The organism is Providencia sp. PROV109, assembly GCF_033681625.1.
Classification (GTDB): domain Bacteria; phylum Pseudomonadota; class Gammaproteobacteria; order Enterobacterales; family Enterobacteriaceae; genus Providencia; species Providencia hangzhouensis.
Map to the genome: position 1 here is coordinate 1,232,315 of NZ_CP096320.1, position 18,056 is coordinate 1,250,370.

Annotated in this window: 14 protein-coding genes and 1 riboswitch; of the genes, 10 read left to right on the top strand and 4 right to left on the bottom strand. The window is 42.2% G+C overall.

Annotated elements, in window-relative coordinates; translation table 11 throughout:
- The first annotated feature begins 4 nt into the window (after positions 1-4).
- From glnE to M1F25_RS05670, 3 genes are all read left to right on the top strand, one after another.
- Entirely contained in the window at positions 5-2,851 is a 2,847-nt protein-coding gene (glnE, locus tag M1F25_RS05660; RefSeq protein WP_181489440.1) for a bifunctional [glutamate--ammonia ligase]-adenylyl-L-tyrosine phosphorylase/[glutamate--ammonia-ligase] adenylyltransferase, read from the top strand.
- A 92-nt stretch (positions 2,852-2,943) separates the two neighbouring features.
- The gene (gene hldE, locus M1F25_RS05665; RefSeq protein WP_096864068.1) at positions 2,944-4,371 is read left to right on the top strand and encodes a bifunctional D-glycero-beta-D-manno-heptose-7-phosphate kinase/D-glycero-beta-D-manno-heptose 1-phosphate adenylyltransferase HldE; all 1,428 of its coding nucleotides are present in this window, start codon (positions 2,944-2,946) and stop codon (positions 4,369-4,371) included.
- A gap of 169 nt (positions 4,372-4,540) precedes the next feature.
- A complete protein-coding gene (locus M1F25_RS05670) occupies positions 4,541-4,894 on the top strand; it encodes a type II toxin-antitoxin system HicB family antitoxin (RefSeq protein ID WP_004257748.1) in 354 nt (117 codons plus the stop codon).
- 40 nt (positions 4,895-4,934) lie between these two features.
- Here the strand turns inward: M1F25_RS05670 and ubiK are convergent, their stop codons facing one another.
- Entirely contained in the window at positions 4,935-5,201 is a 267-nt protein-coding gene (ubiK, locus tag M1F25_RS05675; RefSeq protein ID WP_004257742.1) for a ubiquinone biosynthesis accessory factor UbiK, read from the bottom strand.
- A 232-nt stretch (positions 5,202-5,433) separates the two neighbouring features.
- A riboswitch (FMN riboswitch) is annotated at positions 5,434-5,586 on the top strand.
- A gap of 158 nt (positions 5,587-5,744) precedes the next feature.
- On the opposite strand from ubiK, the gene ribB reads away from it, so the two are divergent.
- Together ribB and ygiD are read left to right on the top strand one after the other, a co-directional pair.
- Complete coding sequence (gene ribB, locus M1F25_RS05680) at positions 5,745-6,398, top strand: 3,4-dihydroxy-2-butanone-4-phosphate synthase (RefSeq protein ID WP_096864069.1); 654 nt, start codon at positions 5,745-5,747, stop codon at positions 6,396-6,398.
- A gap of 243 nt (positions 6,399-6,641) precedes the next feature.
- On the top strand, positions 6,642-7,427 hold the full coding sequence (gene ygiD, locus M1F25_RS05685) for a 4,5-DOPA dioxygenase extradiol (RefSeq protein WP_181489686.1): 786 nt from the start codon (positions 6,642-6,644) through the stop codon (positions 7,425-7,427).
- 81 nt (positions 7,428-7,508) lie between these two features.
- On the opposite strand, the gene M1F25_RS05690 is transcribed toward ygiD, so the two are convergent.
- From M1F25_RS05690 to tolC, 3 genes are all read right to left on the bottom strand, one after another.
- Positions 7,509-8,672: a glutathionylspermidine synthase family protein gene (locus M1F25_RS05690; protein WP_004908587.1), complete on the bottom strand. Its 1,164-nt coding sequence runs from the start codon at positions 8,670-8,672 to the stop codon at positions 7,509-7,511.
- A 6-nt stretch (positions 8,673-8,678) separates the two neighbouring features.
- The gene (locus M1F25_RS05695) at positions 8,679-9,383 is read right to left on the bottom strand and encodes a DUF1190 family protein (protein WP_004257725.1); all 705 of its coding nucleotides are present in this window, start codon (positions 9,381-9,383) and stop codon (positions 8,679-8,681) included.
- Between the two features lie 399 nt (positions 9,384-9,782).
- Complete coding sequence (gene tolC, locus M1F25_RS05700; protein ID WP_036958003.1) at positions 9,783-11,171, bottom strand: outer membrane channel protein TolC; 1,389 nt, start codon at positions 11,169-11,171, stop codon at positions 9,783-9,785.
- Positions 11,172-11,476: 305 nt separating this feature from the next.
- On the opposite strand from tolC, the gene nudF reads away from it, so the two are divergent.
- From nudF to parC, 5 genes are all read left to right on the top strand, one after another.
- The gene (nudF, locus tag M1F25_RS05705; protein WP_004257715.1) at positions 11,477-12,115 is read left to right on the top strand and encodes an ADP-ribose diphosphatase; all 639 of its coding nucleotides are present in this window, start codon (positions 11,477-11,479) and stop codon (positions 12,113-12,115) included.
- Positions 12,116-12,258: 143 nt separating this feature from the next.
- Positions 12,259-13,098: a 3',5'-cyclic-AMP phosphodiesterase gene (gene cpdA, locus M1F25_RS05710; RefSeq protein ID WP_004257710.1), complete on the top strand. Its 840-nt coding sequence runs from the start codon at positions 12,259-12,261 to the stop codon at positions 13,096-13,098.
- Positions 13,099-13,105: 7 nt separating this feature from the next.
- Positions 13,106-13,687: an esterase YqiA gene (yqiA, locus tag M1F25_RS05715; RefSeq protein ID WP_096864098.1), complete on the top strand. Its 582-nt coding sequence runs from the start codon at positions 13,106-13,108 to the stop codon at positions 13,685-13,687.
- Between the two features lie 87 nt (positions 13,688-13,774).
- Complete coding sequence (gene parE / locus M1F25_RS05720; RefSeq protein WP_094961099.1) at positions 13,775-15,670, top strand: DNA topoisomerase IV subunit B; 1,896 nt, start codon at positions 13,775-13,777, stop codon at positions 15,668-15,670.
- Between the two features lie 33 nt (positions 15,671-15,703).
- Complete coding sequence (gene parC, locus M1F25_RS05725; RefSeq protein ID WP_181489442.1) at positions 15,704-17,959, top strand: DNA topoisomerase IV subunit A; 2,256 nt, start codon at positions 15,704-15,706, stop codon at positions 17,957-17,959.
- The last annotated feature ends 97 nt before the right edge of the window (positions 17,960-18,056 follow it).

Below are 18,056 nucleotides of genomic sequence, written 5' to 3' on the forward strand. Positions count from 1 at the left end.
TAATATGCATGCTTTTCCTGAGTTATTACAAAGCCAAGGTGAACGCGTTTTAAGCCAGTTAGCGGAACAAACGAATGAATTATTACCGTTAAATGAACAAGAAATTCAAGTGCTTGCATTCAGTGATTTTGTGTTAAAGCAAGTATTAGCACATCCGCGGTTTTTACTTGAAATTCGCTCTCGACCACCACAAGCCGATGAATGGAAAAGTTATGCATCATGGTTAGCTCAAGATTTGTCATCTGTTAGCAACGAAGACCACTTGATGCGAGTGTTGCGCTCATTTCGTCATCATATGTTAGTGCGCTGTGCATGGATGCAAGTGCTAGAAATAAGCACGCAAAAAGAAACGATTTATCAGCTCAGTATATTGGCGGAAACCTTGGTTGTTGCAGCGCGAGACTGGTTGTATCAAGAATATCGTCAGTCATGGGGAACACCTTGTAATGCAGAAGGAAAACCGCAGCCGCTGTTGGTTTTAGGGATGGGGAAGTTGGGGGGCCGAGAGCTCAATTTTTCTTCTGATATTGACCTGATTTTTGCTTATCCAGAAAATGGGGTTACCCAAGGTGGCCGAAAAGAGTTAGATAATGCGCAATTTTTTACGCGTTTAGGGCAAAAATTGATCCGCGTACTCGATCAAGTGACGGAATATGGCTTTGTTTATCGGGTCGATATGCGTTTACGGCCATTTGGAGATAGCGGCCCGCTGGTTTTTAGCTTTTCTGCGCTTGAGGATTATTACCAAGAACAAGGGCGAGACTGGGAACGCTACGCGATGGTTAAAGCCCGTATTATGGGCGCTGATAGCCTCCATTATGAGGAGTGTTTGCGAAAGCTTTTGCGTCCTTTCGTTTATCGTCGCTATATCGACTTTAGCGTGATCCAATCCTTACGCAATATGAAAAATATGATTGAGCGAGAGGTTCGGCGTCGTGGTTTGGTCAATAACATCAAATTAGGTGCTGGAGGGATCCGCGAAGTTGAATTTGTTTCACAGGTTTTCCAACTCATTCGAGGGGGACGAGAACCTGTTTTACAGTCGCAATCTTTATTTTCAACGTTACAAGGGATCCGTGAACTCGCATTGTTAACCGAAGATCAGGTTAATATTCTGCAAGATGGCTACCTTTTCTTGCGTAGAGTCGAAAATTTACTGCAATGTATTGATGACCAACAGACACAAACACTCCCCGAAGAGGCTTTAAACCAAGCGCGTTTAGCATGGGGGATGGGCTTTGCTGATTGGCCTGCATTTTATCAGGTTTTGAGTCAAAAAATGGTTGCGGTGCATCAAATATTCACCGAGCAAATAGGCCAGGAAGATGACTCTGAGAACATTGATGTATTCGATGAAATTTATATCACATTATGGCAAAGTGAATTATCAAAAGAAGAATTAGCCAGCTATTTGCCGTCTAAAAGTGAAGAGATTGCACAACGTATCATTCACGGTATAGTGATGTTCCGTCATGATCTCAATAAACGCACCATTGGTCCTCGAGGGCGAGATGTTCTTGATGAATTAATGCCTAAATTATTGGCTAAAGTCGGTGAGCGTGATGATGCAGGGCAAGTCATTGAGCGCATCACACCACTGTTACTGAGCATTGTTAGCCGCACAACTTACCTAGAGTTAATGCTTGAATTTGATGAGGTTTTGACGCACGTTATTCGTTTATGTGCGGCTTCACCTATGATAGCGGAACAATTAGCTCGCCACCCATTGTTACTTGATGAGTTACTCGACCCTCAATCGTTATACCAACCCTTACCGCTAACGGCCTACCGTGATGAGCTGCGCCAATATTTAATGCGCGTTCCTGAAGATGACGAAGAACAACAACTTGAAGCATTACGTCAATTCAAACAAGCTCAATTATTGCGTATTGCTGCTGAAGATATTTCAGGTGTTTTGCCGGTAATGAAAGTCAGTGATCATCTGACTTACCTTGCGGAAGCAATTATTGATGCGGTGGTCCACCAAGCGTGGCAAAAAATGGTAAAACGCTATGGTGAGCCAGCGCATCTAGAGCAAAGTGACAAAAAACAATATGGGTTTGCGGTATTAGGTTATGGAAAGCTAGGCGGCTGGGAACTGGGCTATGGCTCTGACTTAGACCTCGTTTTTCTCTTCGATTGCCCTTTAGATGTTGTCACCAATGGTGAACGTTCCATTGATGCTCGCCAATTTTACTTGCGTGTTGCTCAGCGTATTATCCATTTGTTTAGTACTCGAACCCCTTCTGGCGTGTTGTATGAAGTTGATGCACGACTAAGGCCTTCTGGTGAATCAGGAATGTTGGTCAGTACCATACAATCATTTGATGATTACCAAAAAAATGATGCTTGGACATGGGAACATCAAGCGTTAATTCGAGCTCGAATGGTGTTTGGTGATGAGGATTTACAACGGCAATTTATACAGACTCGCCACGAAACTCTGTGTATGCCAAGAGACCCTAAAACTTTGCAACAGCAAGTGCGTGATATGCGGTTGAAAATGCATCAGCACCTAGGAAGTCATCAAGTCAATGAATTCGACTTAAAAGCGGATCCTGGTGGGATTACTGATATTGAATTTATCGCACAATACTTAGTTTTGCGTTTTGCCGCAGAAAATAATGCGCTAACACGTTGGTCTGATAATGTGCGTATTTTCGAGTTGATGGCGCAGTATGGTTTTATGCCAGAAGATGAAGCGAATGCTTTAACTCTAGCGTATGTCACAATGCGTAATGAGCTCCATCACTTAGCATTACAATCACTACCAAGCCGTGTAGAGATAAGCCAATTTTCTCAGCAACGTGAACAAGTTTTAGCAAGTTGGCAAAAATGGCTTGAAGAATAAAGAACAAACGCATTTTATTTAGCTAAACAGCGCAATATGCTAGTATTGTTGCTAATTATTATCAGATTTCCTTTTTAAGACTGGAGTGCAGGATGAAAGTAACTCTTCCGGATTATAAACAAGCCGGTGTGCTGGTGGTTGGTGATGTTATGTTAGACCGTTATTGGCATGGTCCTGCAAACCGTATCTCGCCAGAAGCCCCTGTCCCGGTTGTTAAAGTCACAATGGTCGAAGAGCGTCCCGGTGGTGCGGCTAACGTCGCGATGAATATTGCGTCATTGGGTGCAAATTCACGCCTTGTGGGGTTAACTGGAATTGATGACGCGGCAAAAGCACTCACTAAAAATTTAAATGCCGTACAGGTTCGTTGTGATTTTGTGGCTATCCCCACCCATCCAACCATTACTAAATTACGCGTACTTTCACGTAATCAGCAACTTATTCGCCTCGATTTTGAAGAAGGTTTTGAAAACGTGGATGTTGCCCCTGTACTGGAGCGCATAGAACAAGCACTGCCACACATTGGCGCACTAGTACTGTCTGACTATGCAAAAGGGGCGTTAACTCATGTTGAGAAGATGATAGCGCTCGCCAACAAGGCCAATGTTCCAGTCTTGATTGACCCGAAAGGAAACAATTTCGAACGTTACCGTGGGGCAACTTTATTGACACCAAATATGTCTGAGTTTGAAGCGATTGTTGGGCCATGTAAAAACAACCAAGACGTTGAAGAAAAAGGCATGAAGCTGCTTCAGTCATTGGAGCTTAAAGCGCTGCTAATTACGCGCTCAGAACAAGGTATGAGCTTAATTCGCCGTGATGAAGCCCCATTGCATTTACCGACTCAAGCACAAGAAGTGTTTGACGTGACGGGGGCAGGGGATACGGTTATTGGTGTTCTCGCTGCCTCTATTGCATCTGGCCGCCCATTACATGAAGCCTGCGCACTAGCTAATGCCGCAGCAGGCGTGGTGGTGGGCAAATTAGGGACTTCAACGGTTTCGCCTATTGAATTAGAAAACGCTATTCGTGGCCGTGCTGACACTGGTTTTGGTGTTATGACTGAAAGTGAATTAAAACAAGCGGTTGAGAATGCAAGACTGCGCGGTGAACGTGTGGTGATGACTAATGGCTGTTTTGATATTCTCCATGCTGGGCATGTGTCTTATTTAGCTAACGCGCGTAAATTGGGTGACCGCCTAATTGTAGCTGTAAATAGCGATGCTTCGACACGCCGCTTAAAAGGTGAAACACGTCCAGTTAACCCATTAGAACAGCGTATGACCGTTCTAGGGGCTTTAGGGGCAGTAGATTGGGTCGTGGCTTTTGAAGAGGACACTCCACAGCGTCTAATCGCAGAGGTTTTGCCTGATATCTTAGTTAAAGGGGGGGATTACCGCCCTGAAGAGATCGCGGGCAGTGCGGAGGTATGGGCCGCGGGAGGCGAAGTTAAAGTACTTAACTTTGAAGATGGTATTTCTACAACCAATATCATCAAAAATATCATGAAAACCAGTTAATTTATCATTATTAATTAGCGAGTTAATAACCTCACGTGGGTATGTAAAAACGCCGTGAGGTTTTTATTTATCTAAAATCAATGTGGCGTCAAATGTTGACGTCATATTTTTTTGCTTTAGATTTTGATATCACAATATGACGTCATGGAATAGACGATAGGGGTGGAATATGATTAAAAGCAGTAATGTGATGACGATAGACGGCCATCCTGCATCTGTTATCTATGAAGCTGAAATTAAAGCGTTTCGTGGTAAGTTTTTAGATGTAAGTGGTTACTGTGATTTTGTTTCTGATAGCATTGAAGGGTTAAAAAAAGAAGCGCGAATTTCTTTAGCAGAATACATCGAAGGCTGCCAAGAAGAAGGGATTAACCCGTTCAAAGAACAAGAAACGGTAAAGTCATTTACGCTGCGTTACCCAAGCCGCTTAGAGGCTTATTTAAATGCGGTAACAACTGAGCATAATGTTTCTAAAAATCAGTATATTGTTCAGCTGCTTGAGCGTGAACTGAATATCAAATAACAAAAGTGACGCCTTAATCGGTGTCACTTTTTCAATTTAATTACTCAGCCGTTTTTTCTTCTACATTTAAATGGGCTTCGAGTGCGCTAACGCGTTGTTCCATCTTCGCTAATTTTTCACGGGTGCGTAATAAGACTTGAGTTTGAATATCAAATTCTTCACGACTGACTAAGTCTAATTTGCCGAGTTGTGATTGTAACAGTGAACGCAGTTTTTTATCAAAATCTTCACCTAAATCGCGTACGCCTTGTGGTAAAGCGCCTTGAATTTGGCGGGCAACTTGTTCAATTTTTTTCGGATCGAGCATTTCGCGGGTCCTTAAGTTTATCAAAATATTGTTGTGAATTGTTGGGACTAGTTTAATACCTCTTGCTGCCTTGCGCTAGCTTGAATTATTTAGAGAGAGGTTTAGAGCCAGTAGTGAAATTAACCTTGATAACTCTAAGTTTTTATTCATGTTTTTTGGCTAAAAGTGTGAGTCGTTCGCCAATTTTGATTATCATCGTTGCGAACTTGAATTATTGGCGTTATATTAATTGCGTATATCTCAGGGCGGGGTGAAAGTCCCCACCGGCGGTAAACATGCATCACGCATGAAGCCCGCGAGCGCTTTATCATTTTTATGGTAAAGGTCAGCAGACCCAGTGTGAATCTGGGGCCGACGGTTATAGTCCGGATGGGAGAGAATTAACAGTATCTGCATGTTTGTGCGATTACGCACAATAGTGTTCTGCATACCTGAATAGGTAAATGCCTTTTATTGGCTATTTATATATTCACCATTTCTCGTATTCCTAAGACTGCCTTGATTCTGGTAACTAGTTAATAACTATTTAAGAGGTTTTTTACCATGGATCATTCGCTACTTTCTGTATTTGGCAATCCTATCGAACGTGTTGAAAATGCTATCGAGGCATTACGCCAAGGTAAAGGTGTTCTTGTTCTTGATGATGAAGATCGTGAGAACGAAGGCGATTTAGTTTTTGCAGCAGAAACTATGACCGCCGAGCAAATGGCATTTACCATTCGTTATAGCAGTGGGATCGTGTGCCTTTGTATTACTGAAGAGCGCCGCAAGCAACTCGAACTACCTATGATGGTAGATAACAATACGAGCCAAAATCAAACAGGCTTTACTGTGACCATTGAAGCCGCACAAGGTGTGACGACAGGTGTTTCTGCCGCAGACCGTATCACCACTATTCGTGCCGCAATTGCAGATAACGCCGTTCCTTCAGACCTTAACCACCCAGGACATGTTTTCCCTCTGCGTGGCCGTGAAGGCGGGGTATTAACGCGTCGTGGTCATACTGAAGCGTCTATCGACTTAGCAATATTGGCAGGTTTCAAGCCAGCTGGTGTGTTGTGTGAGTTAACCAATGATGATGGTTCTATGGCTCGTACCCCTGAAGTGGCTGCGTTTGGTAAGCAACATGGTTTGACTGTAGTGACGATTGAAGACTTAGTTCAGTATCGTCAGTTGCAGGAAAAGAAAGCGAGCTAATCTTTTTTCTCGTCATATCTTGAATATTATCTAATGTAATGGTTTTAGTTATTTAGGTAATAAATAGTCTGTTAAGCATATAGAATGTTATAAAGGCCACTGAGTTGCACACCTCGTGGCCTTTTCAATTTTTTTGATGATCATACTCATAATTAGCCCACTGTGTTTTTTGCTGGAAAGCGTATGCTGTAGGGAGAAACTAATTGAGTTGGAGTTGAAATCATCATGTCAGTAAATACTTCGATGGTAAAAAATAAGATCCCTGCCATTTTTATTGGTCATGGTAGCCCTATGAATGCGATTGAGGATAACCCTTACACTCAAGCGTGGGAAAATCTCGGTAAAGCCTTATCTCGGCCACGCGCAATTTTGGTGATTTCAGCCCATTGGTATACGCGCGGTACTGCTGTGACTTCGATGTTAAAACCAAAAACGATTCATGATTTTGGCGGGTTCCCCGAAGCCTTGTATCAAATCGAATATCCAGCTCCTGGTTCTCCTGAATTAGCTCAGCAAGTTGTTTCATTACTCGCCCCTGAGCCAATTTACCTTGATGAACAAGAGTGGGGATTAGACCACGGTACATGGGAAATTTTGCTGCGTATGTATCCAGAAGCGGATATCCCCGTGATCCAACTGAGTATCGATGGTAGCAAGCCCGCCACTTGGCACTATGAACTCGGTAAAAAATTGAGTGTTTTAAGGGAGAAAGGCGTGCTGATTATGGGCAGTGGCAATGTTGTCCACAATTTACGGGCGATGAATTGGCAAAACTCTCATGCTGAGCCGTACACGTGGGCAATATCTTTTGAAAAATTTGTATATGACAATCTGCAAAGTCATGGAACGCCTCACCCACTGACTAAAGGATTAGAACGGGAGGATGGCAAATTATCGAACCCATCACCAGAACATTACTTGCCTATTTTACCTATTTTAGGCACTTGGGATGGGCAAGAAGAGATCAGTACACCGATTGAAGGAATTGTGTCGGCATCGTTAAGTATGTTGTCTATTCAGGTAGGGTAAGTTTTCTGCGATAGCTTTGTTTCATAAAAAAGCCCAAATCATATTGCTATATTTGGGCTTTCCTTTTAACGTTAAATACGATTAGTCGATGATCGTATGTGGATAAAAGCGTGATAAGTCTTGAGTGATCAGTTCTTTATCTTCACGAATACAGATCCCCGCAGGTTGATCATTCACCAACCAGCTTCCGACTAAGGTGTAGTTACCTTCAAATTGTGGAAGTGGATGGAACTGTTGAATAATCATACCTTCTTCGCCGTATGGGCCGTCTGCGGCTGCAATTTCCTTACCATTTTCGATAATACGGATATTAGCGCCTTCACGAGAAAATAATGGCTTAATAACGTATTTTTCGAGTTCTGGCTGGGTTTTGCCATCCGCAAAATAGGCAGGCAGTAAATTTGGGTGATCTGGGAACATTTCCCATAACATAGGCAATAAGGCTTTGTTAGAAATGATGCTCTTCCATGCAGGTTCTAACCAGCGTACGCCAGCGTCTTGCAATTTAGTCGAGAAAATTTCTCTTAGCATAAATTCCCATGGATATAACTTGAACAGGTTGCTAATCACCTGATCTTGGGTATCCGAAAACTCACCTTTTTCACCTAGGCCAATTTCATCGATATATAAGAATTCAGTGGCAATACCCGCTTCATTTGCACAGTCTTGTAGATATTGAACGGTACCGCGATCTTCTTCAGTGTCACGGCAACAAGACATATGCAACAAGCGAAAACCATACTGATCTTTTAATTGCGTAAAGCGTTCGATCAATTGCTCTTGAATACTATTAAACTGATCGGCATTTTCAGGTAATTTCCCTGCTTCAATTTGATCTTCTAACCAGATCCATTGGAAAAATGCAGACTCGTATAATGAGGTTGGAGTATCCGCGTTATTTTCTAAAAGCTTAGGAGGGTTAATACCATCGTAAGCGAGGTCAAGCCTAGAATATAACGAAGGTTGTTCGCTTTTCCATGAGCTGCGAACAAATTCCCAACAATGCTTAGGGATCTGAAAACGTGCCATTAACTCATCGCTTTCAACAACACGTTCAACCACTTTTAGGCACATTTGATGCAACTGCTCGGTTGCATCTTCTATTTCTTCAATTTGTGCCATAGTAAATTGGTAATACGCATCTTCTGACCAGTAGGGCTCACCATACATAGTATGAAATTCAAAGCCAAACTCAGAAGCTTTTTCGCGCCAGTTTGGGCGCTCTACTATAGGAACTCGTTTCATTACTTATCAACCACCCATCGAACGGGAAGAAGAGGTTGATTTTGCAGAAGAAGATGAACGCTGTGCCATCGCTTGTTTATTTACGGTGTCACCAAAACCGCCACGGGTAACTGTTGAAGTTGTTGGTGGTTTAGGTGCCATGGCTGTTTTTGGTACGCTCATGGAACGGCCACCTGCAACAGCAGGGCCATAGCTTTTACCTGAAGCGTCAACAAACTTACCATTGGCAGGGCTAGCTGGGTTTTTTGAGCTGAATAATGGTTGTGATGCAGCGCTACCGCCCATCATACGGCCCATCATATAACCCATCATTAATGGCATCCACATGCTACCGCCGCTGCTTTGTGCTTGAGCCGTTTGTTCACCATTTGTTGAGCTAGTGCCTGCAATACCTGCTTGAGCCGGAGCTTGAGTACACATAGCTTCACCAAACTCAGCAATACAGTCAGCTTGAGTTTCATATTTAGGTGCAGTTTTAGCGGCTTCTTGTAGCGCATTATTGTAGGCGATAGTGCACTGTTCTGCTTGTGATGGGTTCGCTTGGCTACAGTCTTGTGCGTTTGTGTACAATGAGACGGTTTCATCACTTTCTTCACAAGCGGAAAGCATAAATACGGCACTGACCGCAACAGCCACAGGCGCTAAACGGTATGAACGCCAAGACTTACGGAAGGCGCTCTGATTAATATCTTTGGTACGCTTCATGGTCATGGTAATTACCCTGAATTTAATTAAGTAAGATGTTTTTAGATGTTAGCTCTAGGATAGGGGATAAACGCTGAAAATTAAAGCAGAAATATAGGAGAAATGAGCTGAATTTATCATTTTGATAACTTTTTGCTATTTTTTCCTATTTAGCATGGTATTAGTTAAAGGGAAAAATAATATTTTTATTTTATATCAATGTGTTAACTATTGGTTGTTTTTTGCTCTAGCGCGCAGTAATAAGAGTGAGAATTAACTGAATTTGTGCCAGAGGCTAATGAAAAGGGGTTGTAAGCGGTTCAATTAGTGCAAATTAGCAATTCTAAACGATTTACTTGGCTTCCTTCAAAAAATAACCCGCTATATAAGCGGGCCATTATATCATTTTCAAATAAACTAAGAGTTTTAATTCATTTTTGGCGCGTTGGTATTACGAATAATACTACTTGCAGAGGTTGAAATCTCTTTACCTAAATTCGCATTTAGGCGGGCAATATCGTCTTCGTTCAATGTGCCACGAGCAAATTCGATATTCAGTTGGTTAATCATGTAGTCATAACGTGCATTAGACAGGTTTTGTTTCGCTTGGTATAGCGCAGTTGTTGCTGTCAACACGTCAACAATGGTACGAGTTCCTACTTGATAGCCGGCTTCCATCGCATCTAATGAGCTTTGTGCGGAAACAACGACTTGTTTGTAGGCATTAATGCTACTGATTGACGATGATACGTTATTAAATGATGAACGAACTAACTGAATCACATTGCGGTAAACGCTTTCTAGTTGTTCACTAGCACCTTGGAAACCATATTGTGCTTGTTCAACCTGAGAACTGACTGCGCCACCAGTATACAGTGGAATGCTTAAATTTAAGCCAATGCTATTTTGACCATTATAGCTGTTGGTCGCACCACCACCATATGGAGTATTATAACCGCTGCCGTGTTGGTAACTATTTGTGACTGATGTTGATGCATCTAAGTTAACTGTTGGCATGTGGCCTGTTTCTGCTAAGCGAATATTTTCACGAGAAACATCTTGTGCTAAACGTGCGCTTAATAGGCTGAGGTTACGCTCTTCTGCTTCTTTTAGGATAGCGTTGATATCGCCCAACTCATTGGTTTTAAAGCGGTCGATATTTAAAGAAGCAAGTTGGCTGTAGTACACGCCACTGACTTGACGCAGTTTTTCAATCGCATTTTCTAAATCATTGCGGCCAGCGACTTCTTGTGCAATAACGCTATCATAGTTTGCACGGGCGTTTTGCACGTCGGTAATGGCAACAAGGCCAACGTTAAAGCGTTGTGTAACTTGGTCTAATTGGCGATAAACGGCTTCTTTATTTGCTTCAATATAAGATAACGCGTCAATCGCTTTTAACACATTAAAATACGCAGTTGCAGTATCTAAAATTAATTGCTGTTGACTTGTTTGGTATGTGACATCAGAAATACCCGCGGTTTTTTCTTGGATAGTCAATTGACGCCATTTCGACATATCAAACACAACTTGAGTGAGTTTCAGTGAAGCATTTAAACCTGTGCTTTCAGTATTTCTTGCGTCACGGTAACCACTGCCGTAGCTAGCTCCTGCACCTAAACCTAATTGTGGCAATAATGGGCTGCGAGATTCATTAATTTTTTCAAAAGCTTGATTACGTTCAGCTAATGATTTTCTTAATTCAGGGTTACTTTCTTTGGATTTTTGGTAAACCTGTAGTAAATCTTCTGCATAGCTATTGGTACTGAGACCCACAAAACTCATCGAAATTAAAAGGGGAAGCAGTTTCTTCATTTTGATTCCTTGATTAAACAGCAAATTAAGTTGAGTCTGTTGCCTAAAACGTACCATGCCTAACTAGGCGATAGATATTAAATTATCCGTTTTAGAGACAGTTATTAAAAACAGACACTACGTTGCTCTTTGATTTGAATAATGGCGCTTATTGTAACAGAGTATCACTTCTATTAACGGTAGCCTTTTGTGCCATTTTGTCTCAATTTATTAAACATTACCTCATCTAAGGTTAAAAAACCTTAAAAACTGTTTTAATCCACAATTATTTCCTTAAGATGGAATAATTGGGTTTGGAGAATGAAATGACAAAACAAATAGAGCAGCCAATTAAATACGGCAAAAATGATGTTGAAATTATATCCAAGCGTAAATTATTTAACGGTTTTTTTCAAATGGTTGAATATCAATTTCGTCATCGCCTTTTCGCGGGGGGATGGAGTAAAGAAATTCGCCGTGAAGTTTTTGAACGCGGCCATGCTGGCGTGGTTTTACCCTATGACCCGAAAGCAGATAGTGTTGTTTTAATTGAACAAATTCGGTTGCCAGCGATTGAGACTAGTGAAACACCCTGGTTACTTGAAGCAGTAGCTGGAATGATAGAGCAAAACGAATCACCGGAAGAGGTTATTCGTCGTGAGGCCGTTGAGGAAGCTGGGCTTATTATTGGTCGCACTGAAAAAGCGGTAAGTTATCTTTCTAGCCCTGGCGGTACGACTGAACGTATGCATGTATTTATCGGTGAAGTTGATAGCAGCCAAGCGAAAGGTGTTCATGGGCTAGCGTCAGAAAATGAAGATATTTGCGTACATGTGGTTAGTCGAGAGCAAGCTTTTCAATGGGTTGAAGACGGCACAATTGATAATGCAGCAACAGTGATAGCGATTCAATGGTTACAACTTCACTATCAAAAACTTCATGAAAAGTGGATGAAACTGTGTTAAATAACGATTAATCTGATGAAGTGTGTGCTGATTATCAGAAAGTTAGAAAGTAAAGCTTTAAGATAGTTGTAAGTATGTTGAGCTTTTATATAGTTGTAATGAATAGATTAGGTACTAAATAATATTTAAGAAAAGGAATACTTTTGGACAGCCAGCTTGAAGTGACTGCAAAGAACTCTAAAGTTGTGAGAATTTTACAGGTTACTGATACGCATCTTTTTGCTAATACAGAAAATACGCTTTTAGGGGTAAATACTTACCGTAGCTATCAGGCGGTACTTGATGCTATCTCAGAGGAAAATCTCCCAATCGACTTAATTGTGGCGACAGGGGATTTAGTTCAAGACCAATCACCACAAGCTTATCAGCATTTTGCGGATGGTATTGCGCGTATTCCTGCTCCTTGCGTATGGCTTCCTGGTAATCATGACTATCCACCGGCTATGGTCAAAACACTCAGAATTGCTGGGATTTCAAGCGCTAAACAAGTTTTAATTGGTGATGAGTGGCAAATCTTGATGCTTGATAGCCAACTTCAAGATGTACCTCATGGCGAGCTTTCTGAGCAACAGTTAGAGTGGATGAAAGCCAGCTTAGATGCTGAACCTGAACGTACTACATTGATTATGCTGCATCACCATCCTCTAGCCTCGGGTTGTACTTGGCTTGATCAGCACAGTTTGAGAAATTCACATATTTTAGCTGATTATTTAAAAAGCTACTCAAATGTTAAAGCGATGCTATGTGGCCATATTCACCAAGAAATGGATGAAAACTGGCACGGTATTCGGTTGTTGGCAACGCCTTCTACCTGTGTGCAATTTAAGCCTCACTGTACTAATTTTGCGCTTGATACCGTCGCGCCAGGCTGGCGATATTTAGAATTAAGTATTAATGAACAAGGGCAAAGGCATATTACAACCCGCGTTCATCGCTTAGATACAAGGGAATTTAGCCCTGACCTTGACTCAGACGGTTATTAATTCGCTTATGTCAACTCTACTTTATATTCATGGTTTTAATAGTTCCCCTCAATCAGCTAAAGCCAATAACTTAAAGCAATGGATTGAGGTGAATTATCCACAAGTTAATATGATTGTACCGCAGTTACCGAATTACCCTCAGCAAGCTCAAGCTATGTTGGATGATATTGTCCAACAGCATCAGCATGAGAAAATGGGGTTAGTCGGCTCTTCGCTCGGCGGTTATTTTTCAATTTGGTTTTCAGAGCGTTATCAGCTTCCTGCTGTCGTCGTAAACCCTGCGGTACGTCCTTTTGATTTACTGCAAGATTACTTAGGCGACAATACAAACCCATATACTCATGAACAATATGTGTTGGAAGAAAAGCACATTAATGAGCTAAAATCCTTATACATTGAAAGATTAACATCCCCTCAGCTTATCTGGTTGTTACAACAAATGGGCGATGAAGTACTTGATTATCGAGAGGCTGTTGCCTATCTTTCAAAGTGCAAACAAACTGTGGAACCTGACGGTAATCATGCCTTTATTGGTTTTGACGCTTACTTTTCTCAAATTGTTGATTTCCTACAATTGGCAGAGAAATAGTGTCAAAACGTATGAACACTGTTATTATCAACAGTAACTCACTGATTGAATAGTTCAATTAATCACCTATTACCGCAGAATGACAACATGACTCAATCTAGTTATAACGCAGAGGCCATTGAAGTCCTCAGTGGTTTAGAGCCTGTTCGCCGTCGTCCGGGGATGTATACCGATACCAGTCGACCGAACCATTTGGCTCAAGAAGTAATTGATAATAGCGTCGATGAAGCGCTTGCGGGGCACGCGAGCCATATTGAGGTTATTTTACATGCCGATCAATCCCTTGAAGTAATTGATGATGGGCGCGGTATGCCTGTCGATATTCACCCAGAAATGAAAGTGTCAGCGGTTGAGCTGATCCTGGGGCAATTACATGCGGGGGGGAAATTCTCCAATAAAAACTACCAATTCTCAGGTGGTTTGCATGGTGTCGGGATTTCTGTCGTCAATGCGTTATCAAAACGTATTGAAGTTACTGTTCGTCGTGATAGCCAAGTGTATCAAATTGCCTTTGAAAACGGCGATAAGGTTGAAGATTTACATGTAATAGGGACTTGTGGAAAACGCAACACAGGGACTAGCGTGCATTTTTGGCCAGATGGCAGCTATTTTGATAGTCCAAAATTTTCAGTAACTCGTTTAACTCATAATTTAAAAGCCAAAGCTGTTTTATGCCCTGGCGTGAAAATCACGTTTAAGGATAAGCTCAACGATACAGAGCAAAGTTGGTGCTACAGTGACGGGTTGACCGATTACCTAATGGAGTCAATTGACGGCCTTGAAGCGTTACCCCCAAAGCCATTTACAGGTGAATTTTCAGGGGAAACAGAAGCCGCACAATGGGCGTTGCTCTGGTTGCCTGAAGGTGGTGAATTACTGACGGAAAGCTACGTTAACCTTATCCCAACAGCACTAGGTGGAACCCATGTTAATGGTTTACGCCAAGGGTTGCTCGATGCGATGCGTGAATTTTGCGAATTCCGCAATATATTGCCTCGTGGTGTTAAGCTCTCAGCTGATGATATTTGGGAGCGCTGTACTTATGTGCTTTCCGTTAAAATGCAAGATCCACAATTTGCGGGGCAAACCAAAGAGCGTCTGTCTTCTCGTCAATGCGCTGCGTTTGTTTCGGGCGTGGTAAAAGATGCCTTCAGTTTATGGCTTAACCAAAACGTGCAAGTGGCTGAACAGCTTGCAGAAATGGCAATTTCTAGCGCGCAGCGTCGAATGCGTGCAGCGAAAAAAGTGGTGCGTAAAAAACTCACCAGTGGCCCTGCTTTACCGGGTAAATTAGCCGATTGTAGCTCGCAAGACCTGAGTATGACGGAATTGTTCCTTGTAGAAGGGGACTCCGCAGGGGGCTCTGCAAAACAAGCGCGTGACCGCGAATACCAAGCTATCATGCCGCTACGCGGTAAAATTCTCAATACATGGGAAGTGTCTTCTGATGAGGTTTTAGCTTCCCAAGAGGTACATGATATCTCTGTTGCTATTGGAATAGACCCTGATAGCGAAGACCTTAGTCAATTACGCTATGGGAAAATTTGCATCCTTGCGGATGCGGACTCCGATGGTTTGCACATTGCTACATTGCTATGTGCGTTATTTGTCCGTCATTTCCCAACATTAGTAAAAGCAGGGCATGTCTATATGGCAATGCCGCCGTTATATCGTATCGATTTAGGCAAAGAAACGTTTTACGCCCTTGATGAAAGCGAAAAAAATGCTGTACTTGAACGCCTTAGCCGCAAGCGAGGTAAACCCAATGTTCAGCGATTTAAAGGGCTGGGGGAAATGAACCCACTGCAATTACGTGAAACGACATTAGATCCAAATACTCGTCGTCTTGTACAGCTAATTATCGATGATGAAAACTACCAAGAAACACTTGCGGTCATGGATATGCTTCTTGCGAAAAAACGCTCTGAAGATCGCCGTAATTGGCTGCAAGAAAAAGGCGATATGGCTGAAATTGATGTCTAATATCCGAATTGCGATGAGAAAGGAACGAATTGAATGAGTGAAATTACTCATGATGGCGTAGAGCGCTTACCGCTTCATGCTTTCACTGAAAATGCCTATCTGAACTATTCGATGTACGTCATCATGGATAGGGCATTACCGTTTATTGGCGATGGGCTTAAACCTGTTCAGCGCCGTATTGTGTATGCAATGTCAGAACTTGGCTTAAGCAACACGGCAAAATATAAAAAATCCGCCAGAACTGTGGGTGATGTTCTCGGTAAATATCATCCACACGGTGATATCGCTTGTTATGAAGCGATGGTCTTGATGGCGCAGCCGTTTTCTTACCGTTATCCGCTGGTGGATGGTCAAGGAAACTGGGGGGCACCAGATGACCCTAAATCATTCGCAGCAATGCGTTATACCGAATCACGACTATCCAAATACGCTGAAGTTTTACTCAGTGAACTTGGTCATGGCACCGTCGATTGGGTACCAAACTTTGATGGTACGCTAAACGAGCCCAAAATGTTGCCTGCACGTTTACCGAATATTTTGTTAAACGGTACAACAGGCATTGCGGTTGGGATGGCGACAGATATTCCACCACATAACGCCCGAGAAGTGGCTCAAGCTTTGGTTGCTTTACTAGATAAACCTACACTAAATCTTGATGACATCATGGCATTTGTGCCGGGACCCGATTTCCCTACGGAAGCAGAAATTATTTCTTCCCGTGATGATATTCGTAAGATTTATCAAAATGGGCGCGGCTCTGTACGCATGCGTGCGGTGTGGGAAAAAGAAGATGGTAATGCTGTTATCACGGCTCTCCCTCATCAAGTTTCTGGGGCGAAAGTTTTAGAACAAATCGCCAGCCAAATGCGCGCGAAAAAATTGCCGATGGTTGAAGATTTACGCGATGAATCTAACCATGAAAACCCAACACGTTTGGTGATAGTTCCACGTAGTAATCGTGTTGACCTTGAACAGGTTATGACGCACTTATTTGCGACAACGGATTTAGAGCGTAGCTACCGCGTTAACCTTAATATGATTGGTTTAGATAACCGACCTGCGGTAAAAGGGCTTGTTGAGATCTTAAATGAGTGGATCGCTTACCGTCGACAAACTGTACGTAATCGCTTAAATCACAGGTTAGAAAAAGTATTAAGACGTTTACATATTTTAGATGGTTTATTGATTGCTTATCTGAATATTGATGAAGTCATTGAAATTATTCGTACAGAAGATGAACCCAAAGCGGTTTTAATGTCACGTTTTAATATCAGTGATACCCAAGCTGAAGCTATTTTAGAGTTAAAATTACGCCATTTAGCCAAGCTCGAAGAAATGAAAATTCGTGGCGAGCAAGATGAATTAGCCAAAGAGCGCGATGATTTACAAGCGATTCTTGGGTCTGAAAGACGTTTAAATACGCTGATTAAAAAAGAGATTCAAGCTGACGCCAAAGATTACGGTGATGACCGTCGCTCCCCATTGCATGAGCGCGAAGAAGCGAAAGCAATGAGCGAACATGAAATTTTACCGTCAGAACCGATTACCGTTGTGCTTTCTGATATGGGGTGGGTGCGAAGTGCTAAAGGGCATGATATCGAGCCGACTAACCTAAATTATAAAGCGGGAGATGGTTTTAAAGGGGCTGCGCGAGGTAAGTCAAATCAGGCGGCGGTATTCCTTGACACAACAGGGCGAAGTTATTCTGTGGATCCGCTTGAATTGCCTTCAGCGCGTAGTCAAGGTGAGCCTCTAACGGGGAAATTAACTCTGCCTCCAGGTGCATCCATTGAACATGTATTGATGGCGCCTGATGAGCAGAAATATTTAATGGCTTCTGATGCAGGTTACGGTTTTATTTGTACCTTCAATGACTTAGTCACTAAAAATAAAACTGGTAAGGCCTTAATTTCTTTGCCTGAAAATGCAAAAGTATTGGCACCAATTGAACTGCATAATGAACAGGAAGATTTGCTGTTGGCAATTACCAAGGCAGGGCGTATGTTAATATTCCCTGTGGCGGATTTACCCCAACTTTCAAAAGGTAAAGGGAATAAAATTATCAATATTGCAGGTGCGCAAGCGGCAACTGGCGATGATTTATTGACTTGGTTGATGATTTTGCCTGTGGGGGCATCAATGACCTTGCATTTCGGTAAGCGGAAGCTGAAGTTTAAAGCAGAAGACTTACAAAAATATCGTTCAGAACGAGGTCGTAAAGGGACGTCGTTACCGCGTGGAATGCACAATATTGAGCGTATTGATATTGAGCCAGTAGAGTCTGAATAATTAACAAAGAACAAACCTTATAAACCTTTTTTAGTATGAACTTCAAAAGGTTTATAAGTAGATAATATTCATCATGGAGCTGAAAAGCTTCTTACAA